The organism is Pseudomonas sp. KCJK9000 (assembly GCF_046230725.1).
GTDB classification, from domain to species: Bacteria; Pseudomonadota; Gammaproteobacteria; order Pseudomonadales; family Pseudomonadaceae; genus Aquipseudomonas; species Aquipseudomonas promysalinigenes.
Genome location: NZ_JBJJLN010000023.1, coordinates 1 through 12014 on the forward strand (window position 1 = coordinate 1; position 12014 = coordinate 12014).

The 12014-nt window shown below is 59.5% G+C and carries 13 protein-coding genes and 2 pseudogenes; 9 read left to right on the forward strand and 6 right to left on the reverse strand.

Annotated features, from left to right (window positions below; translation table 11 throughout):
- Positions 1-12: 12 nt before the first annotated feature.
- Positions 13-876 carry a universal stress protein gene (locus tag ACK59H_RS12290; RefSeq protein ID WP_060480441.1) on the reverse strand — a complete coding sequence of 288 codons (864 nt, stop codon included), beginning with the start codon at positions 874-876 and terminating at the stop codon, positions 13-15.
- A gap of 150 nt (positions 877-1026) precedes the next feature.
- Here ACK59H_RS12290 and ACK59H_RS12295 point away from each other — a divergent pair, with 150 nt between their 5' ends.
- Positions 1027-1644, forward strand: a complete 618-nt coding sequence (locus tag ACK59H_RS12295) for a tRNA-(ms[2]io[6]A)-hydroxylase (protein ID WP_060480442.1) — start codon at positions 1027-1029, stop codon at positions 1642-1644.
- 3 nt (positions 1645-1647) lie between these two features.
- On the opposite strand, the gene ACK59H_RS12300 is transcribed toward ACK59H_RS12295, so the two are convergent.
- The gene (locus tag ACK59H_RS12300; RefSeq protein ID WP_060480443.1) at positions 1648-1968 is read right to left on the reverse strand and encodes a YqjD family protein; all 321 of its coding nucleotides are present in this window, start codon (positions 1966-1968) and stop codon (positions 1648-1650) included.
- A gap of 129 nt (positions 1969-2097) precedes the next feature.
- On the opposite strand from ACK59H_RS12300, the gene ACK59H_RS12305 reads away from it, so the two are divergent.
- Positions 2098-2361: a hypothetical protein gene (locus tag ACK59H_RS12305; protein ID WP_060480444.1), complete on the forward strand. Its 264-nt coding sequence runs from the start codon at positions 2098-2100 to the stop codon at positions 2359-2361.
- An 8-nt stretch (positions 2362-2369) separates the two neighbouring features.
- On the opposite strand, the gene ACK59H_RS12310 is transcribed toward ACK59H_RS12305, so the two are convergent.
- Complete coding sequence (locus ACK59H_RS12310; RefSeq protein ID WP_060480445.1) at positions 2370-2858, reverse strand: LEA type 2 family protein; 489 nt, start codon at positions 2856-2858, stop codon at positions 2370-2372.
- 135 nt (positions 2859-2993) lie between these two features.
- On the opposite strand from ACK59H_RS12310, the pseudogene ACK59H_RS12315 reads away from it, so the two are divergent.
- The 7 genes and pseudogenes from ACK59H_RS12315 to zapE form a co-directional block, all read left to right on the forward strand.
- Positions 2994-3497, forward strand: a pseudogene (locus ACK59H_RS12315) (RNA polymerase sigma factor); the annotation flags it as partial.
- 7 nt (positions 3498-3504) lie between these two features.
- A complete protein-coding gene (locus ACK59H_RS12320) occupies positions 3505-4380 on the forward strand; it encodes a FecR family protein (protein WP_060480447.1) in 876 nt (291 codons plus the stop codon).
- 129 nt (positions 4381-4509) lie between these two features.
- Positions 4510-6933, forward strand: a complete 2424-nt coding sequence (locus ACK59H_RS12325; RefSeq protein ID WP_409264475.1) for a TonB-dependent receptor — start codon at positions 4510-4512, stop codon at positions 6931-6933.
- Between the two features lie 5 nt (positions 6934-6938).
- Positions 6939-7112 (forward strand): annotated as a pseudogene (locus ACK59H_RS12330) (arginase family protein); the annotation flags it as partial.
- A gap of 135 nt (positions 7113-7247) precedes the next feature.
- Positions 7248-7556, forward strand: coding sequence for a hypothetical protein (locus tag ACK59H_RS12335; RefSeq protein WP_060480449.1), 309 nt, complete (start codon positions 7248-7250; stop codon positions 7554-7556).
- A gap of 26 nt (positions 7557-7582) precedes the next feature.
- Complete coding sequence (locus ACK59H_RS12340) at positions 7583-8743, forward strand: PQQ-dependent sugar dehydrogenase (protein WP_060480450.1); 1161 nt, start codon at positions 7583-7585, stop codon at positions 8741-8743.
- A gap of 123 nt (positions 8744-8866) precedes the next feature.
- Complete coding sequence (gene zapE, locus ACK59H_RS12345; protein WP_060480457.1) at positions 8867-9976, forward strand: cell division protein ZapE; 1110 nt, start codon at positions 8867-8869, stop codon at positions 9974-9976.
- Positions 9977-10031: 55 nt separating this feature from the next.
- On the opposite strand, the gene ACK59H_RS12350 is transcribed toward zapE, so the two are convergent.
- The 3 genes from ACK59H_RS12350 to ACK59H_RS12360 all read right to left on the reverse strand — a co-directional run bounded on the left by ACK59H_RS12350 (position 10032) and on the right by ACK59H_RS12360 (position 11971).
- Positions 10032-11030, reverse strand: coding sequence for an alpha/beta fold hydrolase (locus tag ACK59H_RS12350; protein ID WP_060480451.1), 999 nt, complete (start codon positions 11028-11030; stop codon positions 10032-10034).
- A gap of 75 nt (positions 11031-11105) precedes the next feature.
- Positions 11106-11543: a YqaA family protein gene (locus ACK59H_RS12355; RefSeq protein WP_060480452.1), complete on the reverse strand. Its 438-nt coding sequence runs from the start codon at positions 11541-11543 to the stop codon at positions 11106-11108.
- On the reverse strand, positions 11543-11971 hold the full coding sequence (locus tag ACK59H_RS12360) for a DUF411 domain-containing protein (RefSeq protein WP_060480453.1): 429 nt from the start codon (positions 11969-11971) through the stop codon (positions 11543-11545). The genes ACK59H_RS12355 and ACK59H_RS12360 overlap by 1 nt, the downstream gene beginning before the upstream one ends.
- Positions 11972-12014 lie beyond the last annotated feature (43 nt).

Genomic DNA, 12014 nt, shown 5'->3' on the forward strand with positions numbered 1-12014 from the left:
CTCGGCCACATCTTATCCTTGAGCAAGTTCCGCCAGATGGGCTGTTACTTCTTCGCTTTTTAGCACCAGAACATCACCCTCCAGCGAGTCGAGCACCACTTCTGCGGTATTGCCTATCAGTGCCCCGGAAACTCCGCCGCGCGCGACGGTACCGATCACCGTAACAACTGCATTCAACTTCTTCTCGAAGTATGGGATCAATACATCGGCGGGGCCTTCCGCGACGTGTAGGTGATCTTCGCTGATATCAAATTGCGCTTGGAACGCTCTGCAGGCTTCTCGGTAGCGCTTTTCAATCGTATCGGTAAGTTGATACACGGGATCGGCTGCTGAAAGCATAGGGGAGGGGTGGGCACTGACCACATGCAGGGCCCCCTTGGCCAAGCCAGCAATTCCATAGCCATGGTCGACAATGCTGGCATGCAATCGACGGTGATCCTCATCCTGGTTGCCGACATCCACCGCCGCCAAGATCACACCGCCCGTCCAAGGCCGCTCGCTCTTGACCATCAATACAGCGCAAGGGCACTGGCGGAGGAGCTTCCAGTCGCTAGGCGTCAATAGTGCTTTTTTGAGTGGATTATCCGGTCGATGCTCCTTGATGACCAACTCGCAACCTTCGGCTTGCTGCACCGCGATGATCGACTCATGCAGGGTTTCGTGCCAGGTCTGCTCATAGGTGACATCATCGTAACCATCTTCGCGCAGCTGGTTACCGAGCAGACTTAGGAGGGCGCTATGGTCGTGCTTCTTGTCACACATCACCAAGTGCAGACGGGCACCGGTCACACCAGCGATCAGTTTGGCTCGCGTCAGTGCAAGGCTGTGGGCATGTTCGGGGTCAAGGACGACCAGAATGCTACGAACCGCTTGCATGGTGAGAACTCCTTTCTGGGGATAGGCATGCCTGACTATAGTCGGCGCCTCTCGTATCGCCGTTTGATGTACATCAAGCATAGTCACTGGTGCTGCATGCCACCGTCGGTATAATCGCCGGTCTTGCCTGTCCAGTGTGGTTGTTCGCATATGTCCCTGATCCCCGAAATCGAAGCTTTTCTCGGCTGCCCGACCCCAGATGCCTGGATAGAGGCAGCACTTGCCGACCAGCAAACCTTGCTGATCGATCATAAGAACTGCGAATTCAAGGCTGCCAGCACCGCGTTGAGCCTCATTGCCAAATACAACACCCACTTGGATCTGATAAACATGATGTCGCGGCTGGCACGGGAAGAGCTGGTGCATCACGAACAGGTGTTGCGCTTGATGAAGCGTCGAGGAGTGCCCTTGCGACCGGTATCGGCCGGCCGTTACGCTTCAGGTCTGCGTCGATTGGTGCGTGCCCATGAGCCGGCCAAGCTGGTTGATACTCTGGTAGTTGGGGCATTCATCGAAGCGCGTAGCTGCGAGCGTTTTGCAGCCTTGGTGCCTCACTTGGATGAAGAACTCGGCGGTTTCTACCACGGCCTGCTAAAGAGCGAGGCACGTCACTACCAAGGCTACCTGAAGCTGGCCCACCAGTATGGTGACGAGACGGATATTGACCGCCGCATCACCCTAGTTCGTGAGGCTGAGGCCGAACTCATCACGTCACCGGACCAGGAACTACGTTTTCACAGCGGAATTCCCATGGTCCAGGCTGCCTGAGATTCAATGGCGACGCCCCAAAATCAAACCCATTACCAAACCCAGGCCGGCTGACACTGCAACGGTCTGCCATGGATGGCCACCAATATAATTTTCGGTGGCCTCAACCGCCGGCTGCGCCTTGGCGCGTACCTGGCCGGCAGCCTGGCCTGCCTGACGCAGTTTCAGGCTGATCTGAGCCCGTAGGGTTTCAGCTTCTTCACCCACCAATGTGGCGCTCTGGCTGAGCAGCTTTTCCGATTCCTCGATCAATGCCTGCAGCTCACTGAATACTTGATCCTTGATCTGATCATTGTCGGGCAAAGCGGTTTTTTTTCGAGCCATGAACACGTCCTCGTCGATGCAGTGGTTTGTACAATGGATGCCGGCACGCCAGGAAAGTTGCGATGGCTTTGTCGTTGATACACCGTCACGGTGTAATATAGCGCCCGTGTTCAACAGGCAGGTGCATCCATGAGTTTCAATCTGGCCAACATGAGCTTCGAGGAACGGGCGCAGATCGAGGCGCAAAAGGCCCGGCTGTTCGAGATGTGGAAGAACAACCTAGGTAAGGCCAAGGGCGAGGCCGCCCGGCTGATCGCTGAAAAATCTCGCCGCAAGGGCAAGTGGGCAGAGTGGGTGCGTACCGAGCTCGACAGCATGTCACCACCCGAGTACGCCGATATGGTGCGCAGCGAGGTCAACAAAATGATGGCCGCAGCCAGCGCAAATCGTTGATACGGCCCTTACCAGTAAAGGCTGCCATCTTTGGGCAGGTCTAGTTTGCCCTCGTCCGTGAAGCGGACGGTGCCCAGCGGGCCTGCGGCGAACTTGCCGCGAAGCTTGTAAGGTAGTCCCTGCAACGAATCAAGCTTGCCCAACCCATAGGCCTGACGCAGGAAGGCGAATGCTGTGACGCTCACAGGTACTACGATTACGCCTTCGTCGTAGCGGCCGATATGCCCTTGCTGGTCACTGACGCCTGCTGCCAGCGGCTGGCCGTTGACCTCCAGGTTCAGGGCTACGCCGCTGTAGTCGATGGCCGCCTCGTTTGGGTTTTGTACCCTTAGCTTAATGGCCATGCGCATCTCCAGCTCTTGCCCTGGTAAAGGTTCGACGCCGATCACACTGATGTTGAGCGGGTCATGGGCCTGGAACAGTGCGCAGGCACTGAGGCCGCTTGCCAGAAACAGAGCCAGGAGCATGCGGACATAACGGGGCAAACGGGCAGCCATGGTAAGTACCTTGCCGACGAAGTTGAGGCCGCAGTGTGTCAAATGCACGTCAGCGTTGAAAGTACCCGGTGTTATGAAAGATACTGTTTCTCATTAACGCCCGATAATTCATCTTACTGGCAGCACCTCCACCTCATGCTGACATCACCCGCGTCCGGTTTGCTGGCAAGTTTCCAAGAGCATTACGACGACCTTTTGCGTTTTCTTACCCGGCGCATGAGTGATCGGCAGCGTGCAGCTGACGTGGCTCAGGAAACTTATCTCAAACTGCTGAAGATCGACGAACAATCGGTGGCCGTACTCCATGCGCGTAGTTTCATCTTTCGCGTGGCTGCAAACCTGGCCATCGATGCATTGCGCCGCGAACAACGCATTGCCGCCAGCCACAATGAAAGCGATGTCACATGCGAGGTTGCGTGTACACGGCCTGCCCCGGAGGCGACTTTGCTCGCGCGTGAGCGCTTGCAGATCCTGGATGAGGCGCTAATGCAACTGCCTGCCAATGCGCGTCAGGCGCTATTGCTGAACCGGGTCGATGGCCTGACCCACGCACAGATTGCACAGCGACTGGGTGTTTCCGAAAGCATGGTGGCAAAATACATCGGCCAAGCGCTGCGCCATTGTCGCGACTGGCTCAAGCACAACCATGACTGACAGGTTGACCATGCCTTCTCCTCAGCCCATCTGCAACTTGTCCGACGATGCCCTCGACTGGCAGGTGCTGCTGCACTCAGGCCATGCTAGCCCGGCCGACCGGGAACGTTACCAGCGTTGGTGCCAATTGAGCCCGGCTCATGCCGAAGCCGGACGCGAAGCCGAGGGGCTGTGGGAAGAAATCGGCCACGCGCCAATTTCCCAAGGGCAGGCGACGGTCCCTGAGCCCCGCAGCAAGCGCCGCTGGGCAATGAGCATCGCTGCCTCGCTGGTATTGCTGATCGTAGGCTACAGCGGCTGGCAGCAGATCCCTGTTTGGATGGCGGACTACCACACGGCCATTGGCGAACAACAACGCGTGACCTTGGCCGACGGATCGCAGGTTACGCTCAACAGCGCAAGTGCCTTGAGCGTGGCTTTTAGTGCAGGTGAGCGCCGGGTGAAGCTGCAAGCGGGTGAGGCGTTGTTCGAAACTGCTGATGATCCACGGCCTTTCGTGGTCGAAACCGCAGGGCAGCCGGTGCAAAGCCGCGCTGCAACCTTCAGTGTGCGTCGTAACGGCCAGGTGGTAGTGGCCCAGGGCAGCGCCAGTATCGGCGGGCTTCCCCTGGCCGTCGCCGCCGACGCCGAGGCACAGACAGCCTGGCAGCGCGGCAAGCTGATATTCAATGGCAAACCGCTGCGCCAGGTGCTCGCGGAGCTTGAGCGCTACCAGCACGGACGAATCGTGCTGTCCGATAGCACGTTGGGGGCCCTGCAAATCAGTGGTGTCTTCGACCTGAACGACCCTCAAGCGCTGCTGCACACCCTTGAGCAGCGCTACGGCATCAAGGTCACTCATCTGCCATGGCTGGCCGTGGTGCATTGATTCTGTAAAAAATAATCAGAAATTTTCTCATTTGGTGCTGCAAGTTTGGCTGTGCCAGATCGTCGTAGTGGGACTGATCAGTAACCCATTCTCAATTACGACTTGTCTGGAAGCTCATTCGTGTCTTTTATGCCCAAGCCTTACCACCGTCGCGGAAGTCGTCTTCACCTCGCCTTGATGTCCTGCAGTGCGCTGGCCGTGCTTTCCGGCCCCATCCAGGGGTGGGCGGCCTCCGATGGGGTCGCACATACCCAGGCCCGTCTAGTTCAACTGGACCTGCCGGTGCAGCCACTGGATCAGGCTCTGACTACCTTTGCCGACCAGGCGGGTTTGCAACTGTTGTACACCACGGGTGAGGTAGCTGGGTTTAGCAGCCCGGCGCTGCAAGGCAGTTACAGCGTCGAGCAGGCGTTGCAATTGCTGCTCGCAGGCAGCGGCATGGCTTGGCAGTTCACCGATGCGCGTACGGTCACCTTGCGCACGGCCGTGCCTGTTGCGCAGGCGGTCAACCTCAAACCCATCGAAGTCAGCGTCGCTTCGCGCACCAGCACCGCCATCAGTGAAATACCCGGTACAGTGTGGGTCGTAGACCAACAGCAACTGCGTGAACAGATCGATAGCGGCGTCAGCCTCAAGGAGGCCATCGGCAAGCTCGTACCGGGCCTGGACCTGGCTCCCGAAGGGCGAACCAACTATGGCCAGAACATGCGTGGGCGCAATGTGCTGGTGATGATCGACGGTGTCAGTCAGAACAGCTCGCGCGGGCTTTCACGCCAGTTCGACAGCATTTCACCGTTCAACGTCGAGCGCGTCGAGGTGCTCTCCGGGGCCAGTGCCATCTATGGCGGCGGCGCCACTGGCGGCATCATCAACATCGTCACCAAGAAGGGCGAACCAGGCCCGGCCCGCTTCGAAACCCAGTTGGGTGCGAGCTCCGGCTTCAACAACAGTGACGACTTCGCCACGCGTTTCGCCCAGTCGATCAGTGGCGGCAACGACCGAGTCAGCGCACGCCTTGGTGTTTCCGGCGAGCAGAACGAGGCGTTCTACGATGGCGCGGGCGAGCAGATTTTCATCGATAACACTCAGACCGACCTGCAATACAACCGTACGCTCGATGTGCTGGGCTCGCTTGGCTTGAAACTCACAGACCAACAGAGCCTTGATCTGCTGGCGCAGTATTACGATTCAGGCAATCACGGCAGCACTGGCATCTATTTTCCCAATCTGAACTACAACGCGCCCTCGGACCTGGAAGATGCCGAGCTGCGCAGCGGCTATTCCTCGGATCTGCAGCCGCGCACCCGACGTCTGCTGCTCAATGCCAACTATCACCATACCGATGTGCTTGGCCAGGATTTCTACCTGCAGGCCTCCTACCGCAAGGAAAACGACAACTTCTATCCATTTCCCTATTACAACCGGGCCACGCCGACCGGTTCGCGCGGGGTTTACTTTGCAGGCTCACAGCAGAATTTCGAAGTCAGCAGCCTCAAAGGGCTGTTCGCCAAGCAGTGGGATACGCTCAAGCTGACCTATGGCCTGGACCTTGATCGTGAGCGCTTCAGTGCCGACCAGACCACATTCGACGCCTGGACCTCATCCCAAAGCGGGGGCCTGGACCTGGACAAGCAGAGCAAGGCAGCGCGGTATCCCAGTTATCGTGTCGATGGTGTTTCGGTCTATGCCCAGCTCGACTGGCACGCCACCGACAACCTGACCTTGTCAGGCGGCGCCCGGCGCCAGCAAATGGACGTCGATGTCAGCGATTTCAAAGGCGTGCCGGGTGGCAGCAACGATTATGAGGTCAACCTGTACAATGCCGGCGCCATTTACGACTTCAAGAACGGCCATCAGCTGTGGGCCAATTACGGCGAAGGTTTCGACCTGCCGGACCCGGCGAAGTACTACGGTAAACCGGGCCTGAGCGTGGCGGACAACCCGCTGGCCGGCATCAAAAGCCGCCAGGTCGAGCTGGGTTGGCGTTATGCGGAACTGGACTGGGACGCGCAGGCGGCGCTGTATTACATTTGGTCTGACAAGATCATCAATGTCGACTCGCAGACTCTGACCATCGACGTCGAAGACCAGAAGAGCCGCGACTTCGGCTTTGAAGGCGCCTTGACCCGGCACTTCCAGACCGGCTGGGAAGCAGGCGGCACGCTGCACCTGACCCGGTCTGAGGAGAAGGGCGCCGATGGCGACTGGATCAAGCGCGATGCCCGCTATGCTTCACTGTCCAAGGCCACCGCATTCGTCGGTTACAAGGCGGATGGCCGCAGCGCCCGGCTGCAGGCCAATCACGCTTTCAGTCTCAAAGACGATGCCGACCATGAGATCGATGGCTACACCACCTTCGATTTGCTTGCCAGCCAGGACAGCGGTTTTGGCACCTTCAGTGCGGGCATCCAGAACTTGCTGGACAAGCGTTACAGCACGGTTTGGGGCCAACGGGCGACATTGTTCTATTCGCCGACCTATGGCCCGGCTTATCTGTATGACTACCAGGGCCGAGGGCGAACCTACACCCTGACCTGGAGCATGGCGTACTGATTGCTCAGGCCTCTGAAATCCTTGGTGGCCTGCGTGGCATCAACCTCGTGGGGATGGACCTTGTGGAAGTCGCGCCAGCCTATGACCATGCCGATATCACGGCCTTGGCTGGCGCCACTTTGGCCATGGAGATGCTTTGCCTATACGCGGCTCGGCACAAGGTCGATATTGCACGGTGATGCATTGACGTAAAGGTCTGGCCCATCGGGCTTATCTGAAACATCAGGAATCGCATTCATACTTTTGTCCCGAACCCCGCGCGCCTTAGGCTATCAAACTGCTTAAGGCGAGCATTTTCGTACAAGAGGTGAAGCATGAACCTTACATCCCCCGTGATGGCCATCACCTTGCTATGGTGCCTGCAAGCGCAGGCTGCGCCCTTGCAGCTTTCCGCGAGCAACAGTAACCCCTACAACAGCCCGATCCAGCGCGCTAACCCCAACAGCCGTCAGGGTAGCGTTCCGGCCGCCCCACCTGTTCGCGGCCCCTCCACAGCACCGACGTACCGCACACCAAACCTGGACAATCGTGGCATCGGCAACGGCGATAACCTGCGCCGCCAGCAGCAGGTGCCAAACCTGGAACCTTCCCGACCGCCGCGCGATAACCCACGTGCGCCTTGAGCCCATCTGCCAGAAAGGAATTCCGAATGATCCGAGCCACCTGGTTGACCACCCTGACAGTCGCCGCATTGCTGCCTTTGATTGCTCATGCGGCTCCAGAGCAACAGCTCCCCAGTGAAGAAGGCCAGCTCACCGTCAGCACTCTGGCTGATGGCCTGCGCTACCCCTGGGCATTGGCGTTTCTGCCAGGTGGCAAGGACATGCTGGTCACCGAGCGCTCTGGCAACCTTCGGGTAATCAGCGCCGAAGGCAAGGTCGGGCCGCCCATCAACGGAGTGCCCAAGGTCTGGAGCGAAGGCCAGGGCGGATTGCTCGATGTCGTGTTGTCGCCAGAGTTCGCAAAGGACCGCACGGTCTACCTGTCCTATGCCGAGCAGGGCAGTGATGGCAAGGCAGGCACGGCAGTGGGACGTGGCCAGTTGTCCGAAGATCGCGCCCGGCTGGACAACTTCAATGTGATCTTTCGCCAACAGCCCAAACTTTCTGTAGGCAACCATTTCGGTTCGCGGCTGGTGTTCGATCGCGACGGCTTCTTGTTCGTGGCTTTGGGCGAGAACAACCAGCGCCCCACCGCTCAAGATTTGGACAAACTTCAGGGCAAGGTCGTACGGATTCTGCCCGACGGTGAGATACCCAAGGATAATCCTTTCGTCGGCAAGCAAGGCGTGCGCCCGGAAGTCTGGTCGTTCGGCCACCGTAACCAACAGGGTGCCGCGCTCAACCCCTGGACTGGCAAGCTCTGGACCCACGAACATGGCCCGCGCGGTGGCGACGAAATCAACATCCCGGAGCCCGGCAAGAATTACGGCTGGCCGATTGCCACTCACGGTATCAACTATTCTCTGTTGCCCATTCCCGAGGCCAAGGGCAAGCATGTGGACGGTATGGTCGACCCGCACCATGTCTGGGAAAAATCGCCCGGTATCAGCGGCATGGCCTTCTACGACAGCCCGACCTTCAAGGCCTGGGATCACAACTTGTTCATAGGGGCTCTGGCATCTGAGTCGCTGATCCGCTTGCAGCTCGATGGCGACAAGGTTGTCCATGAAGAACGTTTGTTGGGTGAACTGAAAGCACGGATCCGCGACGTGCGGGTTGGGCCGGATGGCTACCTGTATGTGCTGACCGATGCCAAGGATGGTGCGCTGCTGAAAGTGGGGTTGAGTGACGGTTCAGAGGCCCTGTAAAGCGCTGGCGGCCGCTGCCATACAGTGACTTACCTCAAAACATGTTCAGTGTTAGTGGGGTCAGGTTTACCCGCAAAAGGGCCAGCCCATACAATGCAGCTCTCAATGGCCAAGCCTGCAGTCATGCAACCAGACCCACTGAATCTCTATCGCACGGCGATTACAGAACAAGGCTTTGCCGAGGACCCCGCGCAAGCCAAGGCTGTCGAGGCCCTGCAAGCTTGTTTCGAGGCGCTGCTAAAGGGTGACACGCCCCAGGGCCTGTACCTTTGGGGGCCAGTCGGGCGCGGCAAGACCTGGCTCATGGACCTCTTCCACCGCTGCCTGAGCGTGCCGTCCCGGCGCCAGCACTTTCACCACTTCATGGGCTGGGTTCACCAACGGCTGTTCCAGCTCAACGGTACCGCTGACCCTTTGCAGGCGCTGGCACGGGAGCTGGCCGGGCAGATCCGTGTCTTGTGCTTCGATGAGCTGTTCGTCAACGATATCGGGGATGCGATCATCCTCGGCCGCCTGTTCCAAGTGTTGTTCGATCACGGAGTGGTGATTGTCGCCACTTCCAATCAACCGCCTCACCAGCTGTATCGTGACGGCTTCAATCGCGAGCGCTTCCTACCTGCCATCGGCGCTATCGAGCGTCACATGCAGGTGCTCTCGGTGGCAGGCGACCACGACCATCGCCTGCATCCCGGCACACCGCTTCAGCGTTACTGGGTGGCCGAAGCAGGCAGCAAAGACCGGGCGCTGGAGAAGGTCTTCCAGCAGCTCAGCGGCGGCGACACCGGTAGCGACGCGCCGCTGCAGATCGGATCGCGGCAGATTGATGTGATCCGCAGCAGTGATCAGGCCGTATGGTGCCGCTTTAGCGAACTGTGCGAACGTCCATTGGCCGCGATGGATTTCATGGCCCTGTGCGACCGCTTTTCAGCGATTCTGGTCGAAGGTATTCCGGCTCTCGGGGCTCGGCAGCGCGCCGGGCGCATCGCCCGTGGCACCGAAGATGGTGCTGCGCGGGTCGCGGCCGGGGACCGTGAGTTGCCGATGCTGTCACCCAAGGACGATGCTGTGCGCCGTTTCATAGCATTGGTCGATGAGTGCTATGACCGCCGGGTGGCGCTTTATCTGCAAGCGCAGGTTCCGCTGGATGAGCTCTACACCCAGGGTTATTTGGCGTTCCCGTATCAACGAACCCTGAGCCGGCTGAAGGAGATGCAACTTCAGCGCTTCGCCTGACCAAGCTCAGCCATGGGGACGCTGCTGCCCCTGGGCACAGCACCCCGATACTCGGTCAACGCTCAAGCCATTGCACAAGCGTACGGTTGAAGCGCCGTGGCTCCTCGATCTGCGGCGCATGCCCCATGCCCTCGAAGGTTACCAGCTCACCTTGCGGGATGAGTTTGGCGACCTGCGGCCCCAAGTCCTGATACTTGCCCAGCTTCGCTTTGACCCCAGGCGGGGCGATATCGCTGCCGATTGCCGTGGTGTCCTTGTCACCGATCAGCAGCAGCGTGGGCATCTGCAAGTCTTTGAACTCGTAATACACCGGTTGGGTGAAGATCATGTCGTAGATCAGCGCCGAGTTCCACGCCACCACCTCATGCCCCGGCCCCTGATTCAGCCCTACCAGCATCTGTACCCAGCGCTCGTATTCAGGCTTCCAGCGGCCGACGTAGTAGGTTTTGCGTTCATATTCGCGCACCCCTTCGGCAGTGAGCTTCAGTTCGCGGGCATACCACTGGTCAACCGTGCGATAAGGCACACCCAGCGCTTTCCAGTCCTCCAGGCCAATGGGATTGACCATTGCCAGGCGCTCGACCTGCTGCGGGTACATCAGCGCGTAGCGGGTGGCGAGCATGCCGCCTGTGGAGTGGCCGAGTACCACAGCCTGCTTGACGCCCAACTGTTCGAGCAGCGCATGGGTGTTCACCGCCAGTTGCTGAAAGCTGTACTGGTAGTTGGCCGGTTTGGTCGAGGTGCAGAACCCGATCTGGTCCGGGGCAATCACCCGGTAGCCAGCCTGGCTCAACGCTTCGATGGTGGTCTCCCAGGTGGCGGCGCAGAAGTTCTTGCCGTGCATCAGCACCACGCTGCGACCATTGGCTTGGCCGCGGGCCGGGACGTCCATGTAACCCATCTGCAGCTGCTGGCCTTGGGACTGGAAGTCAAAGTGCTTGAGCGGGTGGGGGTAGCTGAAACCTTCGAGCTGTTTGCCGTAGGTGGGTGTTTCGGCGGCGATGGCCGAAACGCTGACGAGGCAGGCCAGGGCCAGAGCGGTTGCGCGCAGCATGGGGGCACTCCGTGTAGGACCATGTAGGAATTGGCGACTGTAGCAGTCAGTGGACTAGCACAAAGGGCAAAGGTGTTACCAAGCATGAAACCAGCCCAGCGTAATCATCGCCACGACGATGTAGCGCCCGCCCTTGGCCAGGGTCACCAGCAGCAGAAAACGCCAGAATGGCTCGCGCATGATACCGGCGATCAGGGTCAGGGGGTCGCCTATCACCGGCATCCAGCTCAACAGCAATGACCACTGGCCCCAGCGCTGATAACGCTGCTGTGCCCGTTCAAGCTGGCTGGCATTGAATGGGAACCAGCGCCGATGGCGCAGATGCTCGATGGCTCGGCCAAGCAGCCAGTTCACCACCGAGCCCAGCACATTGCCCAAGGTGGCGACTGCCAACAACGTCATCCAGGCCTCGGGCTGGCGCAGCAGCAGCGCGACCAGCACCGCTTCCGATTGCAGTGGCAGCAGGGTGGCAGCCCCAAAAGCGCTAAGCAATAGCGCCCACAGGCTCAGCATCAGTAGTTGGCGACCACGGTGTCCTGGCCAGCCTGGGTCACACCAATGACCTGGTAAGCATCCTTGCGGCCAGCCATTTCCATGCCCGGCGAACCCATCGGCATACCGGGCACGGCCAAGCCTTTGAGGTCCTTACGCGCAGCCAGCAGGCGCACCTGCTCGGCAGGCACATGGCCCTCGACGAACTTGCCGCCGATCACCCCGGTGTGGCACGAGGCCAGGTGCGGCGCCACACCCAAGCGCTGTTTGACAGCGCTCATGTTCGGCTCGACGTGGTCGTTCACAGTGAAGCCGTTCTGGCGCAGGTGACTGATCCAGGCTTTGCAGCAGCCACAGTTGGGGTCGCGGTACACATCAATGGTTTCAGCGGCTTGGGCCAAGCCGGTGATGGCCAGCAGGCCGAGTGTGATCAGGTGTTTACGCAGCATGTCGGGACAACTCCTGTAGGCGCGGCTGGCCTGTGGCTTGGAC

Excerpts from the sequence above, each read along its gene's own strand:
- ACK59H_RS12290 (WP_060480441.1), bottom strand. The coding sequence starts at position 876 with ATGCAAGCGGTTCGTAGCATTCTGGTCGTCCTTGACCCCGAACATGCC.
- ACK59H_RS12295 (WP_060480442.1), top strand. The coding sequence starts at position 1,027 with ATGTCCCTGATCCCCGAAATCGAAGCTTTTCTCGGCTGCCCGACCCCA.
- ACK59H_RS12300 (WP_060480443.1), bottom strand. The coding sequence starts at position 1,968 with ATGGCTCGAAAAAAAACCGCTTTGCCCGACAATGATCAGATCAAGGAT.
- ACK59H_RS12305 (WP_060480444.1), top strand. The coding sequence starts at position 2,098 with ATGAGTTTCAATCTGGCCAACATGAGCTTCGAGGAACGGGCGCAGATC.
- ACK59H_RS12310 (WP_060480445.1), bottom strand. The coding sequence starts at position 2,858 with ATGGCTGCCCGTTTGCCCCGTTATGTCCGCATGCTCCTGGCTCTGTTT.
- ACK59H_RS12320 (WP_060480447.1), top strand. The coding sequence starts at position 3,505 with ATGACTGACAGGTTGACCATGCCTTCTCCTCAGCCCATCTGCAACTTG.
- ACK59H_RS12325 (WP_409264475.1), top strand. The coding sequence starts at position 4,510 with ATGCCCAAGCCTTACCACCGTCGCGGAAGTCGTCTTCACCTCGCCTTG.
- ACK59H_RS12335 (WP_060480449.1), top strand. The coding sequence starts at position 7,248 with ATGAACCTTACATCCCCCGTGATGGCCATCACCTTGCTATGGTGCCTG.
- ACK59H_RS12340 (WP_060480450.1), top strand. The coding sequence starts at position 7,583 with ATGATCCGAGCCACCTGGTTGACCACCCTGACAGTCGCCGCATTGCTG.
- zapE (WP_060480457.1), top strand. The coding sequence starts at position 8,867 with ATGCAACCAGACCCACTGAATCTCTATCGCACGGCGATTACAGAACAA.
- ACK59H_RS12350 (WP_060480451.1), bottom strand. The coding sequence starts at position 11,030 with ATGCTGCGCGCAACCGCTCTGGCCCTGGCCTGCCTCGTCAGCGTTTCG.
- ACK59H_RS12355 (WP_060480452.1), bottom strand. The coding sequence starts at position 11,543 with ATGCTGAGCCTGTGGGCGCTATTGCTTAGCGCTTTTGGGGCTGCCACC.
- ACK59H_RS12360 (WP_060480453.1), bottom strand. The coding sequence starts at position 11,971 with ATGCTGCGTAAACACCTGATCACACTCGGCCTGCTGGCCATCACCGGC.